Genomic DNA, 18,847 nt, shown 5'->3' on the forward strand with positions numbered 1-18,847 from the left:
CGGATCCAGCCAAAATTTTCGGCGCATCAGCGATGCGCCTGAGACCAGGCTTAGGCCAGCTCGACTTCGGCGCCAGCTGCTTCCAGCTTGGCTTTGACGTCTTCGGCTTCGTCTTTCGACACGCCTTCTTTGATCTTGCCGCCGGCTTCGACCAGTTCCTTGGCTTCTTTCAGGCCCAGACCGGTGATGCCGCGAACTTCTTTGATCACGTTGATTTTCGAAGCGCCGGCGTTCTTCAGAACGACGTCGAATTCGGTTTTTTCTTCCTCAGCTGCGCCACCGGCGTCGCCACCAGCCGCTGCGACCATTACGGCGCCGCCAGCTGCGGGCTCGATGCCGTATTCGTCTTTGAGGATGGTTTTCAGTTCTTGTGCTTCCAGCAGGGTCAGACCCACGATGCTTTCTGCGAGTGCTTTCAGATCAGCCATTTTATCAGCTCTTTCCGTTTACAATGTGTGTTCCAACGTCAGGGTAGGTACCCTACGCAGATCATTCAGTGCCAACCGCTTACGCAGCTTCCGCCTTCTCTTCGATGGTGGAAAGGATGCTTGCGATATTGCTTGCAGGTGCGCCAATCGCGCCGGCGATGTTCGAAGCAGGTGCGCCAATGCAGCCAACGATCGAAGCAATAAGCTCCTCGCGAGACGGCATTTTCGAAACGGCTTCAACGCCTTTGCGGTCCAGAGCGTTCTCGCCCATTGCACCGCCGAGGATTTCAAATTTCTTGTTATCCTTGGCGAAGTCCTCGGCCACCTTGGCTGCTGCCACGGGGTCCTCGGAATAGGTCAGAACGGTCATCCCTGTCAGCAGGTCGGCCATGCTTGCACACGGCTTACCCTCGAGGGCGATTTTGGCGAGCCTGTTCTTGGCAACACGCACGGAGCCACCCGCGTCACGTGCACGTGCGCGAAGGTCCTGCATCTCGGCAACTGTCAGACCGGCGTAGTGGGCAACCACTACGACGCCAGAGCTTTCGAAGATTTGGCCGAGTTCCTCGACCACTTTCTCTTTCTGGGCTCTATCCACAGTTCTCTCCAAGTTAGGGGTGAGATCTCACCCCGGCTCATATTTGCCGCGGCTTGCGCCCCGGCGTTCAGGTCCGTTGTTACGGGATTGGCCAAAACTCGCCCGAGGGTGGGACCCTCAGAATTCTTTGGTCTTACCCGTCTCAGGCAGGGAATTAAGGGGCCATATGGCACCACCCACCGTCTTGGACGAAACAAAATAAAGCGCACGACGAATCGCACGCTTTATTCCGCAGGTCTACTTAGGACAGATGGCCGGGGTTTCCAAGAGGTAAATTGGGATTAATCAGACGCAACAAGGGATGACCAGAACCACAAGATTATGTGCGGTGACGAGCAATTGATTTGGTCGAATTTCAGGGCTGACGGCAAAATAGTTCGTGACATTGTTCCAAGCTCAAGACTATAACCCGACAATTTTTCTCAGAAACAAAAAGAATCAGAACAAATGTGTAGAATTGCCGCCTATTGCGGACCAAGTATCCCGCTTGAAAACATCGTCATCCGGCCCCAGCATTCCTTGCTGGAGCAAAGCCAACACGCGGCCGAAGCTAAACTTGCCGTCAATGGCGATGGCTTTGGTATGGCCTGGTACGCAGACCAGGATCGCCCTGGCCTGTACAGGGATGTCCTGCCCGCGTGGTCGGATGGTAACCTTGTCGATCTTTGCAGGATGATAAAATCCTCGCTGTTTCTGGCCCATGTCCGCGCGTCGACGTTCGGCGAAGTGTCGCGCGCAAACTGCCACCCTTTCACGTTTGGCAAATGGTCCTTCATGCATAATGGCCAGATTGGCGAGTTCGGGCGTTTGCGAAGACGGCTTGAATCCTCACTGCCGGACGAACTTTACGCAGCGCGGCGCGGGTCGACGGATTCAGAGCTTCTGTTTCTGCTCCTGCTGGCAAACGGGCTGGATGATGCGCCGCAGGACGCTGTTGTCGCAACTCTGCGTCAGATCGATGCGCTTGACGGTCATCGGACGCAACCGGATCGCATGGCCGTCGCCTTTTCAGATGGACAGAGCCTGTATGCGTTTCGGTATTCCAGCGACCAGCGCAGCCCGTCCCTGTATTTCGGGGAAGGGCTGGACCACGGCGGCAAGGTCATCGCGTCCGAGCCTCTGGACAAGGGCACAGGAAAATGGGTGCCCATTGAAGACCGGAGCTTCTTCACCCTGACCGGCAATACAGCCAATCACACAGGGTTGCAGTTCAGCTAAAAAAAACGGGCGGTCCGAAGGGACCGCCCGCAACATTGCTTTGGCGTAGGTCCGGCTTATTCGCCCGAAGCTTCTGCCACATCAACGGTCACGCCGGGGCCCATGGTCGAGCTCAGCGCGATTTTCTTCATGTAGGTGCCTTTGGCGCCCGACGGCTTTGCCCGGGCAACAGCCGAGACGAAGGCGCGAATGTTTTCGACCAGCTTGGCTTCGTCAAACGACGCTTTACCAACACCTGCGTGTACAACGCCGCCTTTTTCCGCCTTGAACTGAACTTCACCGCCTTTGGCTGCTTCCACGGCTGCTTTCACGTCCATGGTCACAGTGCCAACCTTGGGGTTCGGCATCAGGTTACGGGGGCCCAGAACCTTACCCAGACGACCGACGATCGGCATCATGTCCGGGGTTGCAATGCAGCGATCGAATTCGATGGTGCCGCCCTGAATGGTTTCCATCAGGTCTTCTGCACCAACGATATCCGCGCCTGCTTCTTTCGCTTCGTCAGCCTTCGCGCCACGTGCGAAGACAGCAACGCGCATGTCTTTGCCTGTGCCGTTCGGCAGTCCGACAACGCCGCGCACCATCTGGTCTGCGTGACGGGTGTCAACGCCCAGGTTCATCGCGATTTCGATGGTCTCGTCGAATTTCGAAGTTGCATTGGCTTTGACCAGGGCAACAGCTTCGTCCACCGACAGGTTTTCCTTGCCAGCGACGGCTTCGCGCGCAGTGCGGGTACGTTTACCGAGTTTTGCCATCTTACTTCACCTCGATGCCCATGGAGCGGGCCGAGCCCAGGATGATCTGCATTGCGCCTTCGACGTCGTTGGCGTTCAGATCTTTCATTTTGGCTTCAGCGATTTCACGAACCTGCTTGGAGGTCACGGTTGCCACGGTCTCGCGACCTGGGTTTTCCGCGCCGCGGGGGCGGTTACGCTTACCGACCGGCTTAAGACCAGCAGCTTTTTTCAGGTAGTAAGACGCGGGCGGCGTCTTGATGTCCATGGTGAAGGACTTGTCCTGATAGTAGGTGATCACGGTCGGGCACGGCGCGCCGGGCTCCATATCTGCGGTCTTGGCGTTGAACGCCTTGCAGAATTCCATGATGTTGATGCCGCGCTGACCCAGCGCTGGACCAACTGGCGGCGACGGGTTCGCCTGACCTGCAGGAACCTGCAGTTTCATTGTACCAGCAAGCTTCTTGGCCATTTGGTTTTCCTTTCAACTAGGGTGAAACGCGTCTCACCCGGATTTTGTTGCGTGGTCCGGCCCGGGATCGCGACCCCGGCTACCTCCCACGAGAGAATCTCGCCCGAAGACGATGGGCGGCGTTTACAGGGGATCATGGCGGTTGGCAAGTGGCCTGCCTTTCAATTCGGGATCACCGAATCGAGTTTCAAGTCGATGAACACCGGCGTTGACGCGCCAGGGCGGGAAAGTGCTGATCATTCCGGTCAAAGCCAGGAAAAACCAGTCGGCCTGAAACACAAGGTATCGCGCCATATTAAGGGTTTTATTTGCTTGAAAAAACCGGAGCTAACCCGGCACCCGATTGAAAGACTGCCGAGGCTTCGTTCCTTGCGCCGCATAAATAACCGCGCCATGCTGCGGCTGTGCTATACTTGGTCAGAACAAATTTGTTCGGAGGTTCGTCATGATTATTCGTTTATTCACTATGCTAATCGCCGCGCTGTCTTTTGCGGTGTCCCTCCCCCAGACCGCGCGGGCCGATGCGGGCGACTTCATCGGCGGTGCTGTCGTTGGCGGGGTCGTCGGATACGCGATCGGCAAAGACCAGCAAAAGAAAAAGTCCCGGTCTTCGAGCCAGACCTACCGGTCGGGCATTCCATCGACCTCGCAAGGGGCGCAAACGCAGACCGCGCTCAACTATTTCGGCTATAACGCCGGGCGTGTCGATGGGCAGGTCGGGCATGGAACCCGGTCGGCGATCGAACGCTACCAGGTGTCCATGGGCTATCCTGTAAATGGCTATGACTTCCAGCCCTATCAGTATGACTTTCTGATGCAGGCCTATTACTGGGCGACAAGCGGTGGGCAGGCGGCAACCCAGCTTTCGGGTCAACCGCTCTTGATGGCCTATCGCCAACAGGTGCAAACCGGCTCTGCCTTGGCGGCGGCACCTCAGACCCAGGCACCGGCCATCCCGGTTATCACGCCTCAACAGGCCGAACCCGCAACAAGCGCCACTGAAACCACGACAGCCAGCCTGCCGAGCCTGTTTTCCGGCGGAACCGGAGGCCCGTCGCTGGCCAATCGGTGCAGCGGGGTCATGCTGCAAACGTCGACCAATGGCGGCTATACGACCCTGTCTAACATGTCCGATCCTGACTTTGCACTTAGCGAACAATTCTGCCTTGCCCGCAGCTATGCGATGGCACAGGGCGAAGAGCTGATGCAGGGCATTCAGGGTCTTACACCCGATCAGGTCGCAGACCAGTGCGCCGCCTTTGGCGACATGTTGGCACCGCAAGTTGATGCGCTGTCTATCAACTCGAAATCAGAGGCTGAAACCCAGGTGCGCAAGCTTGCCTTGGATTCGGGTCTTAGCCCTGCTGATCTTGCCGCAACCAGCAAGGTCTGCCTTGCGATGGGATATCGTCAGGACAACATGGATACCGCAGTTGGGTCTGCGCTGATGCTGGTTGCCATGGGTGAACCCGCATACGGAGAACTGGTCGGTCACCATCTGCGCGAAGGCTTTGGTGTTCAGGCGCGCCGCGATCTTGCGATGCAATGGTATGATGCAAGCCTTTCGGCGCTGGATGCCGGGTCGCAGGCGGTCTTCCTGCCGTCCCAGACCGACCGCCCGCAGCTTTTGCGCGCAGCCATGGTTCAGTCGCAGTAAGCCCATTTGAAAACTGTATAGGCCCGTGCAGGGCTGAAACTGAAAACGCCGCTATGCTTTCACATCGCGGCGTTTCGAATTTCTCTGGAAGCGCGCTTAGCTTTGCTTGGTGACCTGCGTGAAGTCCAGCTCGACCGGGGTTTCGCGGCCAAAGATCGAGACCGATACTTTCAGCTTCTGCGCCTCGTCGTCCACGCCTTCGACCATGCCGTCGAAATCCTCGAACGGGCCGTCGTTGACCTTGACCTTCTCGCCGATCTCGAAGGTGATCATCAGCTTGGGCGCTTCTTCGCCTTCCTGTACGCGGTTGAGGATCTGGTTCACCTCGGCGTCGCGCATCGGCATCGGGCGGCCCTGCGGACCCAGAAAACCGGTGACGCGGTTGATCGAGTTGATAAGGTGATAGCCCTGATCCGACATTTCCATATGCACCAGCACGTAACCCGGCATAAAGCGGCGTTCGGTGGTGACCTTCTTGCCCCGGCGCACTTCGATCACCTCTTCGGTGGGCACCAGAACTTCGTCGATATCGTTCTCAAGGCCCTGTTCAGCCACCGACGTGCGGATCTGCTCTGCGATCTTCTTTTCGAAATTCGAAAGAACGCTGACCGAGTACCACCGTTTCGCCATGAACCTGTCGTCCTTGTTTGTCTTCGGGGCATCACACCTTGCGGACACACCCGTCATTTAAATCCTGTCACGTCATCCGGAATAAAAAGCGGCGCGTGACCCGAATCGCCACACGCCCATTCCGAATATGCGTCACCTACTCTGACATCGCGCGAGGTGCAAGGGGCAGTCGTATTTGCCGCCGCCTGAACCGGCTTAGCCGAAAGCGCCCAGAATCAGCTGAAGGCCGCCCCGGATACCCAGATCGACCAAAGCAAAAAACACAGCTGTCAGCGCCGCCATGATGAAGACCATGACTGTGGTCAACAGCACTTCGCGCCGGGTCGGCCAGACGACCTTGGAAACTTCGGCACGGACTTGCTGAATGAACTGGATCGGGTTGGTGGTGGCCATTTGGCGTGTTCTCTCTGCTTGCGGATGGGCCGGACATAGCCGGGCATTGCGGCAATTTCAAGGGCGCTTGGATGAACTCAGCGCTTATCGGGCGATTGGTCAGGGTTTGGGTTTGTCGTCCCACTCGTCATTCAGGATGCGGCGCGCGTCGCCATCGGGGTCTTCGTACTGATTGGAACGAACGGTATAGATAAAGGCGACCAGACCAACGCCCCCCAGAAACAGGGAAATCGGGATCAGATAGGCAAGCACTTCCATCAGGGTTACCTCAGCCGCAATGCGTTCAGCGATACGGTAATCGACGAGGTCGACATCGCCAAGGCCGCGATCAGCGGTGTCGCCAGTCCGATCACGGCCAGCGGAACGGCAATCACGTTGTAAACGGTTGCGATCTGGAAGTTCTCGCGGATGCGACGGGTGGCCTTGATGGCCGTATCGCAGGCATCCGCAATGGGCAGAAGGTCATTGCCCAGAAGCACGATGTCCGAGGCAACCCGCGCCGCATCCAGCGCCGAGGCCGGAGAGATCGACACATGTGCCGCCGCCAAAGCAGCCGTATCGTTCAGGCCGTCCCCCACCATCAGAACTTTGCGGCCCTGGTCCCTGAGGTCCTGAATGCGCTGTGCCTTGTCCTGCGGCAAAGCCTCGGCGACCCAATCCGTTATTCCCAGCTTCTCGGCCAATGCGCGCACGGCACCTTTCGAATCTCCTGAGATCAACAGCACATGCTTGCCCGACGCGCGCAACGCTTCCACCGCCTCGTCCGCGCCCGGGCGCAACGCGTCCGAGAAGCGGAACGCCAAGGGCGCATCGTCGCCAATTGCAAGCCAGGCGGACGTTTCCGCGCCCTGCTGTGCGCCGAGCCATGCGGCCCGGCCCAAACGAACGCGTTGACCGCGGTATTCCCCTTGGGTGCCGTATCCCGGCACTTCGGTTATGTCCCGAACATTTGCAGGTTTGATCCCGGCCTGTCGCGCGGCCTTTGCCAATGACACGGACAAGGGATGCGCAGAGGCCTCGGCCAGGGCCAGAGCAACCTCGACCTGTGCGCGGGCGTGGTCGCCAAGATTGACCAGTTCCGGCGCACCCGAGGTCAGTGTGCCCGTCTTGTCGAAAACCACGGTGTCGGTCTCGGACAACCGTTCGAGCGCGGTTGCGTGCTTGATCAGCATACCCTTGCGGAACAACCGGCCCGAGGCAGCGGTGGTCACTGCCGGAACAGCCAGACCCAAGGCGCAGGGACAGGTGATGATCAGAACCGCTGCGGCAATGTTCAGAGCGGTGCGCAAATCGCCCGAATAGATGTACCACCCCACAAAGCTGAGCGCCGAAAGGATGTGGACACCGGGCGCATAAAGCTTGGCGGCCTTGTCGGCCAGCGAGGTATAGCGGGACCGCCCCGATTCAGCGATGGCCACCAGATCCGCCATCCGGTGCAGCGACGTATCCTGACCCACTGCTGTGGCGCGCAGGGTCAGCGGACCTGTCAGGTTGACCTCGCCCGCGCTGACCAACTGGCCGGCTTCGGCAAACACCGGCAGGGTTTCCCCCGTCAACAGCGAACGGTCCAGTTCGGACTGACCAGACACGATCTGACCGTCCACCGGCATTCGGCCACCGGGGCGCACAAGGATCAGATCACCGACCTTCAGATCGGCCACCGCAACTTCGGCCTCCACCCCGTCCACGATGCGGATCGCGCGCGGCACTTCCAAAGCGGTGAGCTCTTCTGCGGCGGATCGGGCTGCAGCGCGGGTGCGGTAGTCCAGATACCGGCCCGCCAGCAGGAAGAATGTCAGGGTCAGTGCGGCATCGAAATAAGCGTGCTCTCCGCTCAGTGCGGTCTCCCACAGGGAGGTGACCAGCGCCAGCAGGATCGCCAGCGTGATCGGCACATCCATGTTCAGCCGCCGCACCCGCAGGGCGCTCCAGGCGTTGGCAAAGAACGGTTGCGCCGAGAAGGCAATGGCAGGCAGCGCGATTGCAGCGGAAATCCAGTGGAACATGTCGCGCGTCGCGTCTGTTGCGCCGGACCAGACCGACACCGACAACAGCATCACGTTCATGGATGCGAACCCGGCGACGGCCAGTCGCATCAGCAGGTCACGCCCCGCCTTGTCCGCCTGTGTTGCCGACAAAGCGCCGGGGTCAAGCTCGTGCGCTTCGAAACCTGCCCGTTCAAGCACCGGGATCAGATCGGCCGCGCGGGTTTCCGGCGCGGCTTTGATCATCGCCCGTTTCAAAGTCAGGTTGACCCGCGCGTCTTCAACACCGGGATGGGCGTTCAGTTCACGTTCGACCGTCGCGATACAGGCCGAGCAGTGGATGCCCGGCAGCGACAGGGCAATCTGCACATCTTCCGGAATCGGGCGCGCGGGTTCTGCTGGTGCTGCCAGACACCCCGGACAAGCCGCCGTACCGGATGAAAGCTGCGCCGTCATCGGCTACCCTTTCACGTACAGCGGAACCCGCTGCGAAAACTCGGCGCCACTGCCGTCACGCGCGACCAACCGGATATTCCAGTTGCCCTTGCCCAGCGTGGCAGGCGTGGCATAGGCCGCGCCGTCAAAGGTGAAATCCGGCGCGAAATCGTCCCGCACATGGGTCGCACGACCAACCACCGCCTGCAATTCGCTGACCTGAACCGGCGCGCCAGTCGCGTCCGTAATATGCAGGATCAGAAGGCCACCTTTGGTTTCTGCCCGAACCGTCCAGCCCAATGCCTGCTGCTCTTTCAGGCGATCGTTGAACTCCTGGCTGGCAACGTAGGAATTCTTGACCTCCAGCCCGGGAAACGTTTTCACCGCATTATAAGCCAGCACAAGGTTCACCGCGATGATCACGCCAAAGGCACCGACAAACACCGCCAGAGCGTGCTTTCCGGTGAATTTACGTTCGGCCATGATCAGTTCCCCCGTCCGTTGAACGTGGTGTCTTTGTAAGCGCGTTCGCCGCTGCTGAGGTCTTCGACCCAGATCCGCACTGGTGTCGCTTCTGCTGCCGCCGGACCGCTGTCACGGGATGCCACGATATATACACGGGTCAATTGTGCCGTATCCGCCGTGACATTCACAGTATCGATCTTGGTTCCCTCAATTTCCAGTCGCATCGACGGATCGCCCGCCAGAGACAATTTGAACAGGCGGTCCTCGCCGTGCTTGTTGCGCAGTCTGACATCATAGGTGTTCCGAATGGTGCCGTCTGACAGGGTGACAAAGGTCGGGTTGCGCACGGGCGCTACGGTCAGATCGATGTCAGAGCGAATGAACAGGGCGAACAGCAGCGCAACCCCCACCAGTGACCACAACGAGGTGTACAGGATCGTGCGGGGCCGGAAGATGTGTTTCCAGACATTCTTGGGCGGTTGGCCTGAGCGTTCGCGTGGCTCGTCGCTGAGCGCCATATAGTCGATCAGCCCGCGCGGTTTGCCGATCTTGGCCATCATGTCATCACACGCGTCGATACACAGGGCACAGGTGATACATTCAAGCTGCTGACCATCCCGGATATCGATCCCAACAGGACAGACATTCACGCAGGCCATGCAGTCGATGCAATCCCCCAACTCGGAATCGGCTGTTCGCTTGCCTTTGCCGCGCGGCTCGCCGCGCCATTCGCGATATCCCACGACCAGCGTGTCTTCATCCATCATCGCGGCCTGAATGCGCGGCCAAGGACACGCGTAGATACAAATCTGTTCGCGGGCGAACCCGCCAAAAAAGAAGGTCGTGCCGGTCAGAACCAGCATCGTCGTGTAAGCGACGGGATGCGCGTTACCCGTCACAAGATCGCGGAGCAGCGTCGGCGCATCCGCAAAATAGAACACCCAGGCACCACCGGTGGCCAGACCGATCAGGAACCAGGTTACCCATTTCGTCACCCGGAGCCGTGCCTTGCGGAAATCCAGCTTTTCCTGACGATGCAGGCGCAGACGGGCGTTCCTGTCGCCTTCGATCCAGCGCTCGACCAGAATGAAAAGGTCAGTCCAGACCGTTTGCGGGCAGGCATACCCGCACCAGACCCGCCCCAGCGCAGAAGTAAACAGAAACAGACCCAGCCCCGCCATGATCAGCAGGCCCGCCACGAAATAGAACTCGTGCGGCCAGATTTCGATCCAGAAGAAATAGAAGCGCCGGTTTGCCAGATCCAGCAGCACGGCCTGATCCGGCAGGCTGGGGCCACGATCCCATCTGATCCAGGGCGTAACGTAGTAAATGCCCAGTGTCACGATGAGGATGATCCATTTCAGGTTTCGAAATGGCCCAGAAACGCGTCTTGGAAAGATCGGTTCTCGTGCGGCGTATAGGCTGGGGGTGGGGTTGGAATCGCTCACAGGCTGGCTCCGGTACTGGCTCTTCTGAGTGTGTGTTCTTCCAGATCACGTGCATAGCAACTTTGACATGGGTCAAAACGCGCATCGTACAGACACCTTTTATCACATTTCCCGAGCCTGACGCCTCAACCACGTCACAAATGTCCTGACTGCGGGTCTAAGTGCCGAATTTGGCGTCACAATATGGTAACCGCGCGTATCCGGCTCTGCATAAAGCTCGACAATACGACCGGCCTTGATGTCCGGCTCGACGAAATGTCGCACTGTGACAGTGACCCCCTGCCCGGCCCTCAGCCCGTCCAGTACCAGGTTTCCCGGCAACTCGGTGCGCCCGGCGCCGCGTTCAGGACCGGCACCGTGTTCGGCCAGCCAGGTCGTCGCCTCGGTGGTGCCGATTTCCTCAAGCCAGGGCAGCTGGGCCAGCTCGGTCGGAGTCCATGATGTCTTTTCCCCCAGCAGTTTCGGGGCGGCGACTATGACCACGGGCGACTGCAACAGCATTTCAGATTGCACACCGGTCCAACCGCCGGGGCCGTACCGAATGGCAATATCGATCCCACCCGGTCGCAGTTCGACAATTTCCGCGGAGGGATCAAGGATCAGGTTCACCTCGGGGTGGGTTTCGCGAAAGGCCGGCAGGCGCGGCATCAGCCAAGAGGCCGCAAAAGAAGATGTCAGCGACACGTGGACCGGGCGATCCTGACCAGACCGCGCCAAATCCCCTACTGCCGCCTCGATCGCGCCAAACCCCAGTTGCAGGGCTCGGGCCAGGTGTTCGCCATCGGCGGTCAGGGTCAGGGCCTTGCCGGTTCGATCCAGCAAGGCAGCACCCAGATGTTTCTCAAGTACGCGCAACTGCTGACTAATCGCCGCATGGCTTACGTTTAGCGCAGCACCAGCTTCGACCACATTGCGCTTTTCAGAAAATGCCGCAAACGCCCTCAGCGCGGCCAACGGGGGAAGCGACAACCAATTCATATGTAATCCTGACTTACACCATGGAATGGTATTTGAGTCGCATTCAGCATCTCAAAGGTCAATCTTTATTGCAGAGATACCCGTGTAGAGGAGACCAACCATGCTGACTGTTTTTGCCAGATCTTTCATGACCGCAACCCGGATCAATGCGCCGCATATTCGCGATGTGCCAAAACCGGGTCACCGCAAACGCCGTTGGCTGCCGGAAGGTCATTGGTGGATGAAAAACCCGCGCGAGGTGGATCCGAACAGCTTTTGACGCAAGGAACAGTAAACCTGAATCTGGACCACAGGTTTAAGTGGCCTTATTGTGGGAAAAAAGCACCGGCTGTTCAGGAAACGCGCGAACAGATGGAACAGCCGGTGCCCCAGCCATCGGGCGGCGAACCGCCCGAAGGTGTTCTTTAGATCTTACTGACCGCCGCCCAACTGGTGGACATAGGCAGATACGGCGCGAATCTGCGCCTCGGTCAGGCGGGTATCCCAGTTCGGCATGACGCCAAAGCGGCTGTAAGTTACGGTTTCCGTCAGCGTTTCTTCGCTGCCACCGTAAAGCCAGATCGCGTCAGTCAGGTTCGGCGCACCCTGGAAGATATCACCTGTGCCATCCTCGCCGTGACAGGCCGCGCAGTTGTCTTCGAAGACAACTTTGCCTGCCTGCGCTGCCGCATCGTCGGTCTGGGCATTGCTCAGCGACATGACGTACTGGACCACCTGCGTGATTTCGTCGTGTTCGAGGATTTCGCCAAATGCCGGCATCTCGGAATAGCGCGCATCGTCGCTTTCTTCGTTCCGGACACCGTAGCTGACGGTGTAGACGATGTCGTCCAGCGTTCCGCCCCACAGCCAGGCATCATCCAGCAGGTTCGGGAAACCCGGTGCACCCTGCGCACCCGAACCATGGCATTGTGCACACCAGGTCCGGAACACCGCACCGCCCGAGTTCACGGCATATTGCTGAAGCTCTGCATCCTTAGAGATGTCTTCCAGCGAAGTTTCCACCAGCTTGGCGTTCCAGGGCGCGTTTGCCTCTTCGAAGGCCACCATGTCCTGCTGTACGTTTTCTCGGGTTGACCATCCCAGCACACCGGCTGTCGCGCCATGGACCAGGGGCCAGGCCGGAAACATGATCGTATAGATCACGCCCCAGAAGATGGTGGCGTAAAAAGTCCATAGCCACCAGCGCGGCATGGGGTTGTCGAATTCCTCGATCCCGTCCCAGCTGTGCCCGGTTGTATTAGGATCGCCCGGCTGTTTATCAGGTGTCTTGCTCATTGCCGCGCCTCCTTGGGTGTGGCGGGTTTGTCTTGGTGCCGGAAGGGGATGTTGGCGGTGTCCTTGTATTCCTTGCTGGCACCGGGGCGGAAAACCCAGATCACGATGCCAACGAAGAAGACAAACAACACAAGCAGCATCCAGCTATCCGCGAACTGTCGAAGAAGTGTGTATTCTTCCATCACACCCTCCTGTTAACGGCTTGCATCCGGGGTAAAGGTCGAGAAATCGACCAGCGTACCCAGCATTTGCAGATAGGCGATCAGCGCATCGGCTTCGGTCAGTTCAGGCTGACCATCGAAGTTGCGCACGTTGACCTTGTCACCGTACCGCTCGAGCAGACCGTCGTAGTCACTGTCAGGATCGGCCTGCGCGCTGAAATCGGCAACCGCGTTTTCCAGCATCTCGTCGGTATAGGGGGTGCCGACAACCGCATTGGTCGCCATGATGTCACCGATATACTTGCCGTCGATCTTGCGATGTTCGAGGAAGCCGTATTTCGGCATCACCGATTCAGGCACCACAGACTGCGGGTCGCGCAGGTGGTCCATCTGCCACTGATCCGAATAGCGGCCACCCACACGTGCCAGATCAGGCCCGGTACGCTTTGATCCCCACTGGAACGGGTGGTCATACATCGATTCAGCCGCCAGCGAGTAGTGGCCATAGCGCTCGACCTCGTCCCGCATCGGGCGGATCATCTGGCTGTGACAGACATAGCAGCCTTCGCGGATGTAGATCTCACGCCCTGCCATTTCGAGAGGGGTGTAAGGGCGCATGCCCTCCACCTTCTCGATGGTGTTCTCAAGATAGAACAGCGGGGTGATCTGCACCAGGCCACCGATGGTCACGACCAGAAAGCTGAAGATCAGCAGGAGGGTCGCGTTGGTCTCGAGGATCTTATGTTTGTCGAGAATTGCCATTGCTCCGGCCCTCCCTCTATTCAGCCGGGACCGCGACGGTCAGGCTGGCCTCTTTGGCCGGCGCTTTCCGCACAGTCATCCACAGGTTGTAGCACATGATCACGGCGCCAGCGACGAACATCACGCCACCCAGAGCACGCACCACATACATCGGGAACTTGGCGGCCACGGTGTCAGCGAACGAGTTCACCAGGAAGCCGTTTGCATCCACTTCACGCCACATCAGGCCTTCCATGATACCGGTGACCCACATCGACGCGGCATAAAGCACGATGCCGATCGTGGCGAGCCAGAAGTGCCAGCTGACCATTTGCAGCGAGTACAGACGCTCGCGCTTCCACAGGACAGGCACCAGGAAGTACAGCGCGCCAAAGGTAATCATGCCGTTCCAGCCCAGCGCGCCCGAATGCACGTGACCAATGGTCCAGTCGGTGTAGTGGCTGAGGCTGTTCACAGCACGGATCGACATCATCGGACCTTCAAAGGTGGACATGCCGTAGAAGCCGACCGAGATGACCATCATGCGGATGATCGGATCGGTGCGCAGCTTGTCCCAGGCCCCCGACAGGGTCATCAGACCGTTGATCATACCACCCCAGGACGGCATCCACAGGATCACCGAGAACACCATGCCCAGCGTCGACGCCCAGTCAGGCAGCGCGGTATAGTGCAGGTGGTGTGGACCGGCCCAGATATACAAGAAAATCAGCGCCCAGAAGTGGATGATCGACAGCTTGTAGGAAAACACCGGGCGTTCGGCCTGTTTCGGGATGAAATAGTACATCATGCCCAGGAAACCCGCGGTCAGGAAGAAGCCCACAGCGTTGTGGCCATACCACCACTGGATCATGGCATCCTGCACACCCGACCAGACGATGACCGATTTCGAACCCCAGATGCTGACCGGGATGGTCATGTTGTTGACCAGATGCAGCATGGCGACGGTGACGATAAAGGCCAGATAGAACCAGTTGGCCACATAGATGTGGGGTTCTTTCCGCTTGATGATCGTACCCAGGTAGACAGCCAGATAGGCGACCCAAACAATGGTCAGCCACAGATCGACATACCATTCTGGTTCGGCATATTCCTTGGACTGCGTTCCGCCCAGCACATAACCGGTTGCGGCCAGCACAATGAACAGCTGATAGCCCCAGAACACGAACCACGCGAGGTTTCCGCCCCAAAGCCGCGCCGCGCTGGTACGCTGAACCACGTAGAACGAGGTTGCGATCAATGCGTTACCGCCAAAGGCAAAAATGACTGCCGAGGTGTGCAACGGACGCAAACGACCAAAGTTCAGATAACCCTGCGCCCATTCGAAGTTCAGTACCGGAAACGCCAGCTGAAACGCGATAAAGGTCCCGGCGAGGAACCCGATCACGCCCCAGAAGGCAGTTGCGATCACGCCATAGCGGATCACGCCATCCATGTATTCGCCCGAGCGGTCGATCTGAATATCTGGCTCGTCAGTGTTTCGAAGCGTCCAGATGAACAGGCCACCGGCGATGAGCATCACCAGCAGCGCATGTACCTGATACGCCAAATCGCGTGCATAATTGGTTCCGATCGCTGCAAACAGCGCGATCAGACCAAGCACGATCAGCTTGATGTAATTCGACATATTGCGTCCCTTTGCCATGCTCCGCGCGCTTTTGATTCTTATGACGCGCGAAACCCATTTGACTGGCTGCCGTTCTGAAGCACGGCCACCCTCATTGCTTTGATCTGTATCAAGACAGTCCAGCGTTTTCTATGACACGCATGGTAGTAGAAAAGGGCTAACAGGTCACATGAGACCAATTGCCCGAAACATGAGGTCAAAATGGCGTACAAATCTCTTCTCACAGTCATGACCGAAACGCAGACTGCACAGGCTGCTCTGGCGCAGATTGTGGCCCTGGCCGAGTCTCAGGATGCCCATGCCGAAGTCCTGTGTCTGGGTGTCGATCGCAGTCAGACAGGTTATTATTATGCAGGTGCCAATGCGTTGATCGTTCAGGAAACGCTGAACCGGGCCAATGCCGAGGCACAGGATTTGCTGGCCTTTGCTAATGACTATCTCGGCAAATCCGGCGTGCGTTGGTCCGCCGAACACGGCGTTGCGCAAATTGCCGATATCGGGCGCCACGTCGCGCACCGGGCCCGGTTTTCCGACCTTGTGATCCTGCCGCATCCGTATGGTGAAGGTCGCGGGGCCGAGGCCGAACCCATTATCGAAGCGGCCATGTTCGAAGGACATTGCCCGGTTCTTGTGGTTCCCGACAGCGGCGCGCCATTGAAAGCGCCGGGCAACATCATGATTGCCTGGAACGAAAGCGTCGAGGCCATGTGCGCCATCCGGCGGGCCCTGCCCTTCCTCAAACAGGCCGAGATCGTCCGTATTGTGGTTATCGACCCGCCACAGCATGGGCCGGACCGGTCAGACCCGGGTGGGATGCTGTCCCAGATGCTGGCCCGTCATGGTGTCAAATGCGAGATCGACGTGCTCAGCAAGACCATGACCCGAGTCTCGGATATCCTTAATCGCCACGCGACGGATACCGAATCGGACATGATCGTGATGGGCGCTTATGGCCATTCCCGCTTTCGCGAAGCCATTCTGGGAGGGGCGACCCGGAACATGCTGGAACAATCCTCGGTTCCGGTGTTCCTGGCGCACTGATCCAATCAAGTTAAAAAGCCGCCTCGACAGGCGGCTTTTTTTACCCCCGGCGGATGAGGCCGATCAGGAACAACAGGATCACAGCCCCAATTGTCGCGAAAAGGATCGACGACAGCAGGCCCCCTCCAACGGAAAAACCAAGCGCCGGAAAGATCATGCCCGACAGGAACGCGCCTACGATGCCGACGATGATGTTGCCGATCAGGCCGAACCCACGGCCTTCCATGATCTTTCCCGAAAGCCATCCGGCGATTGCGCCAATGAACAGCATTGCCAACAGACTGCTGAACCCCATGCCACACTCCTATGTTAGTACGTGAACCGACCGGATGGTCGCGGTAAGCGAATTCTGCGGAACGAAAGACTGGTCAGACCAGAAACCCGCCATCGGAATCGTCGCCTGCTTCTTCCATGAGTCGCCCAAGATCGGGGATGGTCACGTGACGTTTGCCTTCCAGTAATATCAAACCGTCCTTTTTCAGAGCTGAAACCTGGCGGCTGACCGTCTCAAGCGTAAGTCCCAGATAATCCGCCATGGCTTCTCGGGTCAGGGGCAGATCGAACACGATCGGTCCCGACAGGCCCTTTTGACCAATCGACGCATCCCGCCGGGCAATGATCGAAATCAGGCTGGCAATCTTTTCGCGCGCTGTCTTGCGACCCAGAACCAGCATCCATTCGCGGGCGGCGTCAAGCTCGTCCAATGTCATCTGCAGCAGGCGATGCGCGATGTGAGGCGTTTCGTCCATCAGCTCTTCGAATGGTTTCTTGCGGAAACAGCACATCACGACATCCGTTGTCGCCTGCACATCGTAAGGCGCAACGTCGCGCCCCGGGCGACCGACGAAATCGCTGGGCAGAAGCAGACCGACCATCTGGGTGCGCCCGTCTTCCATGGTTTGCGTCAGCGATGCGATTCCCGATACGACCGAGCCGACGAAGTTCATCTGGTCGCCCGACCAGATGATGGTCTGACCCGCTTCGAAACTGCGGTAATATTTAATGCCGTCAAGCGCTTCCAGCTCGTCCGCGTCACAGCGGGCACAGACCGCGCGATGTCGTATCGGGCAGTCTGTGCAATTGGAGTGATCGAACTGTGCTTTTATTGTCATCTGCGTTTCCACTTGATCTCCGTCAAAGCACCTAAGTCGCCTGCCCCCTAAGGGTATCGTCATGATAGTGAAACCACAATTGGCAAAGCTTGGACTTTTTGACGCGAAAGTACCGCGTTACACAAGCTATCCCACAGCGCCCCATTTCAACAATGACGTGGGGGCAGACATGTTTGGCGACTGGATTTCGGGAATCAAACCCGGCAGCGCCATATCCCTTTATATCCACGTCCCGTTCTGCCGCAGGCTGTGCTGGTTTTGCGCCTGCAGAACGCAAGGCACACAAACCGACAATCCGGTGATTGCCTATGTGGATGTTCTGAAAGCCGAGCTGGACCTGCTGGCGGCGCGCCTGCCCGCGGGTGTGGTTCTGTCGCGCCTGCACTGGGGCGGCGGTACGCCAACGTTGCTGAATGCCCAGCTGATGCGCGATCTGGCACAGCACATTCTGGGGATCGTCCCCATGGGGCCGGATGCCGAATTCTCGGTTGAAATCGATCCGAACGAGATTGACGAGGCACGTCTGGATGCGCTGGCAGAGGCAGGCATGAACCGTGCCTCGATCGGGGTGCAGGATTTCGACGATGAAATCCAGAAAACCATTGGCCGCATTCAAAGCTACGATACCACGCGTGACGCTATCGACATGATCCGCGCACGTGGCATTGCCAGCCTGAACGCGGACATCCTTTACGGGCTGCCGCATCAGACCAAAGCCCGGATGACGGAAAGCGTGCAGAAGCTTTTGTCGCTCAGCCCGGATCGCGTGGCGCTTTATGGGTATGCCCATGTGCCGTGGATGGCCAAACGGCAGCAACTGATCCCGTCGGACGCACTGCCAACGCCCGAACAACGGCTGGAACTGTTCGACACCGCCCGCCGCCTGTTCCTGTGGGACAACTACGCCGAGATCGGCATTGACCATTTTGCCACGCAGGATGACGGGCTGACCCATGCCCTGCGCGCGGGTCGTCTGAAGCGGAACTTCCAGGGTTATACCGACGATCAGGCCGATGTTCTGATCGGTGTCGGGGCCAGCTCGATCTCGCGCTTTCCACAAGGCTATGCGCAGAATGCCCCGGCTACGTCTGCTCATACCAAGGCCATTCGCAACGGGCAGTTCTCGACATCCCGCGGGCACCTGTTCAAAGGTCAGGACATTCTGCGCGCCCGTCTGATCGAAGCATTGATGTGCGATTTCCGGATCGATTCGTCTGAAATCCTGCGCGATCACGATATCTCGGCCGCAGCGCTGAACGAGATGTATCGTGCCGCCAACGCCTCATTCGACGGGCTGCTGCAAATCAGCGAGGAAGGGCTGTTCATTCCCCCCGAGGCGCGCGCGCTGACCCGGATGGTTGCCCGCAGCTTTGACGCATACGACCTCAGCAAAGCCGGGCACAGTTCGGCGATCTGACCTCTCTTTTTGCG

22 protein-coding genes are annotated in these 18,847 nt (G+C 58.6%); 5 read left to right on the forward strand and 17 right to left on the reverse strand.

Annotation, left to right across the window (positions count from 1 at the left end; all coding sequences use genetic code 11):
• Positions 1-50: 50 nt before the first annotated feature.
• Both rplL and rplJ read right to left on the reverse strand, forming a co-directional pair.
• Positions 51-428 (reverse strand): 50S ribosomal protein L7/L12, encoded by a 378-nt coding sequence (gene rplL, locus AC2FLO_RS14280; protein WP_209507787.1) that lies wholly within the window; start codon positions 426-428, stop codon positions 51-53.
• A gap of 79 nt (positions 429-507) precedes the next feature.
• Positions 508-1,026, reverse strand: a complete 519-nt coding sequence (gene rplJ / locus AC2FLO_RS14285) for a 50S ribosomal protein L10 (RefSeq protein ID WP_209507785.1) — start codon at positions 1,024-1,026, stop codon at positions 508-510.
• A gap of 447 nt (positions 1,027-1,473) precedes the next feature.
• Here rplJ and AC2FLO_RS14290 point away from each other — a divergent pair, with 447 nt between their 5' ends.
• Complete coding sequence (locus tag AC2FLO_RS14290; protein ID WP_496754540.1) at positions 1,474-2,244, forward strand: class II glutamine amidotransferase; 771 nt, start codon at positions 1,474-1,476, stop codon at positions 2,242-2,244.
• A 56-nt stretch (positions 2,245-2,300) separates the two neighbouring features.
• Here AC2FLO_RS14290 and rplA read toward each other — a convergent pair whose 3' ends face one another.
• Both rplA and rplK read right to left on the reverse strand, forming a co-directional pair.
• Positions 2,301-2,999: a 50S ribosomal protein L1 gene (rplA, locus tag AC2FLO_RS14295; RefSeq protein ID WP_496754542.1), complete on the reverse strand. Its 699-nt coding sequence runs from the start codon at positions 2,997-2,999 to the stop codon at positions 2,301-2,303.
• A 1-nt stretch (position 3,000) separates the two neighbouring features.
• Entirely contained in the window at positions 3,001-3,450 is a 450-nt protein-coding gene (gene rplK / locus AC2FLO_RS14300; RefSeq protein ID WP_010440985.1) for a 50S ribosomal protein L11, read from the reverse strand.
• 445 nt (positions 3,451-3,895) lie between these two features.
• Here rplK and AC2FLO_RS14305 point away from each other — a divergent pair, with 445 nt between their 5' ends.
• Entirely contained in the window at positions 3,896-5,107 is a 1,212-nt protein-coding gene (locus AC2FLO_RS14305; protein ID WP_480588762.1) for a peptidoglycan-binding domain-containing protein, read from the forward strand.
• A gap of 96 nt (positions 5,108-5,203) precedes the next feature.
• On the opposite strand, the gene nusG is transcribed toward AC2FLO_RS14305, so the two are convergent.
• The 7 genes from nusG to AC2FLO_RS14340 all read right to left on the reverse strand — a co-directional run bounded on the left by nusG (position 5,204) and on the right by AC2FLO_RS14340 (position 11,441).
• The gene (gene nusG, locus AC2FLO_RS14310; protein WP_209507773.1) at positions 5,204-5,737 is read right to left on the reverse strand and encodes a transcription termination/antitermination protein NusG; all 534 of its coding nucleotides are present in this window, start codon (positions 5,735-5,737) and stop codon (positions 5,204-5,206) included.
• Between the two features lie 195 nt (positions 5,738-5,932).
• Positions 5,933-6,130 (reverse strand): preprotein translocase subunit SecE, encoded by a 198-nt coding sequence (secE, locus tag AC2FLO_RS14315; protein WP_170427365.1) that lies wholly within the window; start codon positions 6,128-6,130, stop codon positions 5,933-5,935.
• Positions 6,131-6,229: 99 nt separating this feature from the next.
• Positions 6,230-6,388 carry a cbb3-type cytochrome oxidase assembly protein CcoS gene (gene ccoS / locus AC2FLO_RS14320; protein WP_480547333.1) on the reverse strand — a complete coding sequence of 53 codons (159 nt, stop codon included), beginning with the start codon at positions 6,386-6,388 and terminating at the stop codon, positions 6,230-6,232.
• Between the two features lie 5 nt (positions 6,389-6,393).
• The gene (locus tag AC2FLO_RS14325) at positions 6,394-8,571 is read right to left on the reverse strand and encodes a heavy metal translocating P-type ATPase (protein WP_496754546.1); all 2,178 of its coding nucleotides are present in this window, start codon (positions 8,569-8,571) and stop codon (positions 6,394-6,396) included.
• Between the two features lie 3 nt (positions 8,572-8,574).
• The gene (locus tag AC2FLO_RS14330; protein WP_209507766.1) at positions 8,575-9,033 is read right to left on the reverse strand and encodes a FixH family protein; all 459 of its coding nucleotides are present in this window, start codon (positions 9,031-9,033) and stop codon (positions 8,575-8,577) included.
• A gap of 2 nt (positions 9,034-9,035) precedes the next feature.
• Positions 9,036-10,463 (reverse strand): cytochrome c oxidase accessory protein CcoG, encoded by a 1,428-nt coding sequence (ccoG, locus tag AC2FLO_RS14335; RefSeq protein WP_480588759.1) that lies wholly within the window; start codon positions 10,461-10,463, stop codon positions 9,036-9,038.
• 102 nt (positions 10,464-10,565) lie between these two features.
• Positions 10,566-11,441, reverse strand: a complete 876-nt coding sequence (locus tag AC2FLO_RS14340) for a LysR family transcriptional regulator (protein ID WP_496754548.1) — start codon at positions 11,439-11,441, stop codon at positions 10,566-10,568.
• Positions 11,442-11,541: 100 nt separating this feature from the next.
• Here AC2FLO_RS14340 and AC2FLO_RS14345 point away from each other — a divergent pair, with 100 nt between their 5' ends.
• A complete protein-coding gene (locus tag AC2FLO_RS14345; protein ID WP_496754550.1) occupies positions 11,542-11,700 on the forward strand; it encodes a hypothetical protein in 159 nt (52 codons plus the stop codon).
• Positions 11,701-11,852: 152 nt separating this feature from the next.
• Here AC2FLO_RS14345 and ccoP read toward each other — a convergent pair whose 3' ends face one another.
• Genes ccoP through ccoN form a run of 4 tightly spaced genes read right to left on the reverse strand, consistent with a single transcriptional unit; the run spans position 11,853 to position 15,263 of the window.
• Positions 11,853-12,716, reverse strand: coding sequence for a cytochrome-c oxidase, cbb3-type subunit III (gene ccoP, locus AC2FLO_RS14350; protein ID WP_480484689.1), 864 nt, complete (start codon positions 12,714-12,716; stop codon positions 11,853-11,855).
• A complete protein-coding gene (locus AC2FLO_RS14355; protein WP_267363526.1) occupies positions 12,713-12,898 on the reverse strand; it encodes a cbb3-type cytochrome c oxidase subunit 3 in 186 nt (61 codons plus the stop codon). The genes ccoP and AC2FLO_RS14355 overlap by 4 nt, the downstream gene beginning before the upstream one ends.
• 12 nt (positions 12,899-12,910) lie before the next feature.
• Positions 12,911-13,639, reverse strand: a complete 729-nt coding sequence (ccoO, locus tag AC2FLO_RS14360; protein ID WP_480474079.1) for a cytochrome-c oxidase, cbb3-type subunit II — start codon at positions 13,637-13,639, stop codon at positions 12,911-12,913.
• A gap of 16 nt (positions 13,640-13,655) precedes the next feature.
• Positions 13,656-15,263: a cytochrome-c oxidase, cbb3-type subunit I gene (ccoN, locus tag AC2FLO_RS14365; protein ID WP_480508578.1), complete on the reverse strand. Its 1,608-nt coding sequence runs from the start codon at positions 15,261-15,263 to the stop codon at positions 13,656-13,658.
• A gap of 201 nt (positions 15,264-15,464) precedes the next feature.
• On the opposite strand from ccoN, the gene AC2FLO_RS14370 reads away from it, so the two are divergent.
• Positions 15,465-16,304, forward strand: coding sequence for a universal stress protein (locus AC2FLO_RS14370; RefSeq protein ID WP_480588757.1), 840 nt, complete (start codon positions 15,465-15,467; stop codon positions 16,302-16,304).
• Positions 16,305-16,344: 40 nt separating this feature from the next.
• Here AC2FLO_RS14370 and AC2FLO_RS14375 read toward each other — a convergent pair whose 3' ends face one another.
• Complete coding sequence (locus AC2FLO_RS14375) at positions 16,345-16,599, reverse strand: GlsB/YeaQ/YmgE family stress response membrane protein (protein ID WP_209507747.1); 255 nt, start codon at positions 16,597-16,599, stop codon at positions 16,345-16,347.
• A gap of 73 nt (positions 16,600-16,672) precedes the next feature.
• On the reverse strand, positions 16,673-17,416 hold the full coding sequence (fnrL, locus tag AC2FLO_RS14380) for a transcriptional regulator FnrL (protein WP_480588756.1): 744 nt from the start codon (positions 17,414-17,416) through the stop codon (positions 16,673-16,675).
• 61 nt (positions 17,417-17,477) lie between these two features.
• Here fnrL and hemN point away from each other — a divergent pair, with 61 nt between their 5' ends.
• Complete coding sequence (hemN, locus tag AC2FLO_RS14385; protein WP_480588755.1) at positions 17,478-18,833, forward strand: oxygen-independent coproporphyrinogen III oxidase; 1,356 nt, start codon at positions 17,478-17,480, stop codon at positions 18,831-18,833.
• The last annotated feature ends 14 nt before the right edge of the window (positions 18,834-18,847 follow it).

This window comes from Ruegeria sp. TASC047 (genome assembly GCF_059612445.1).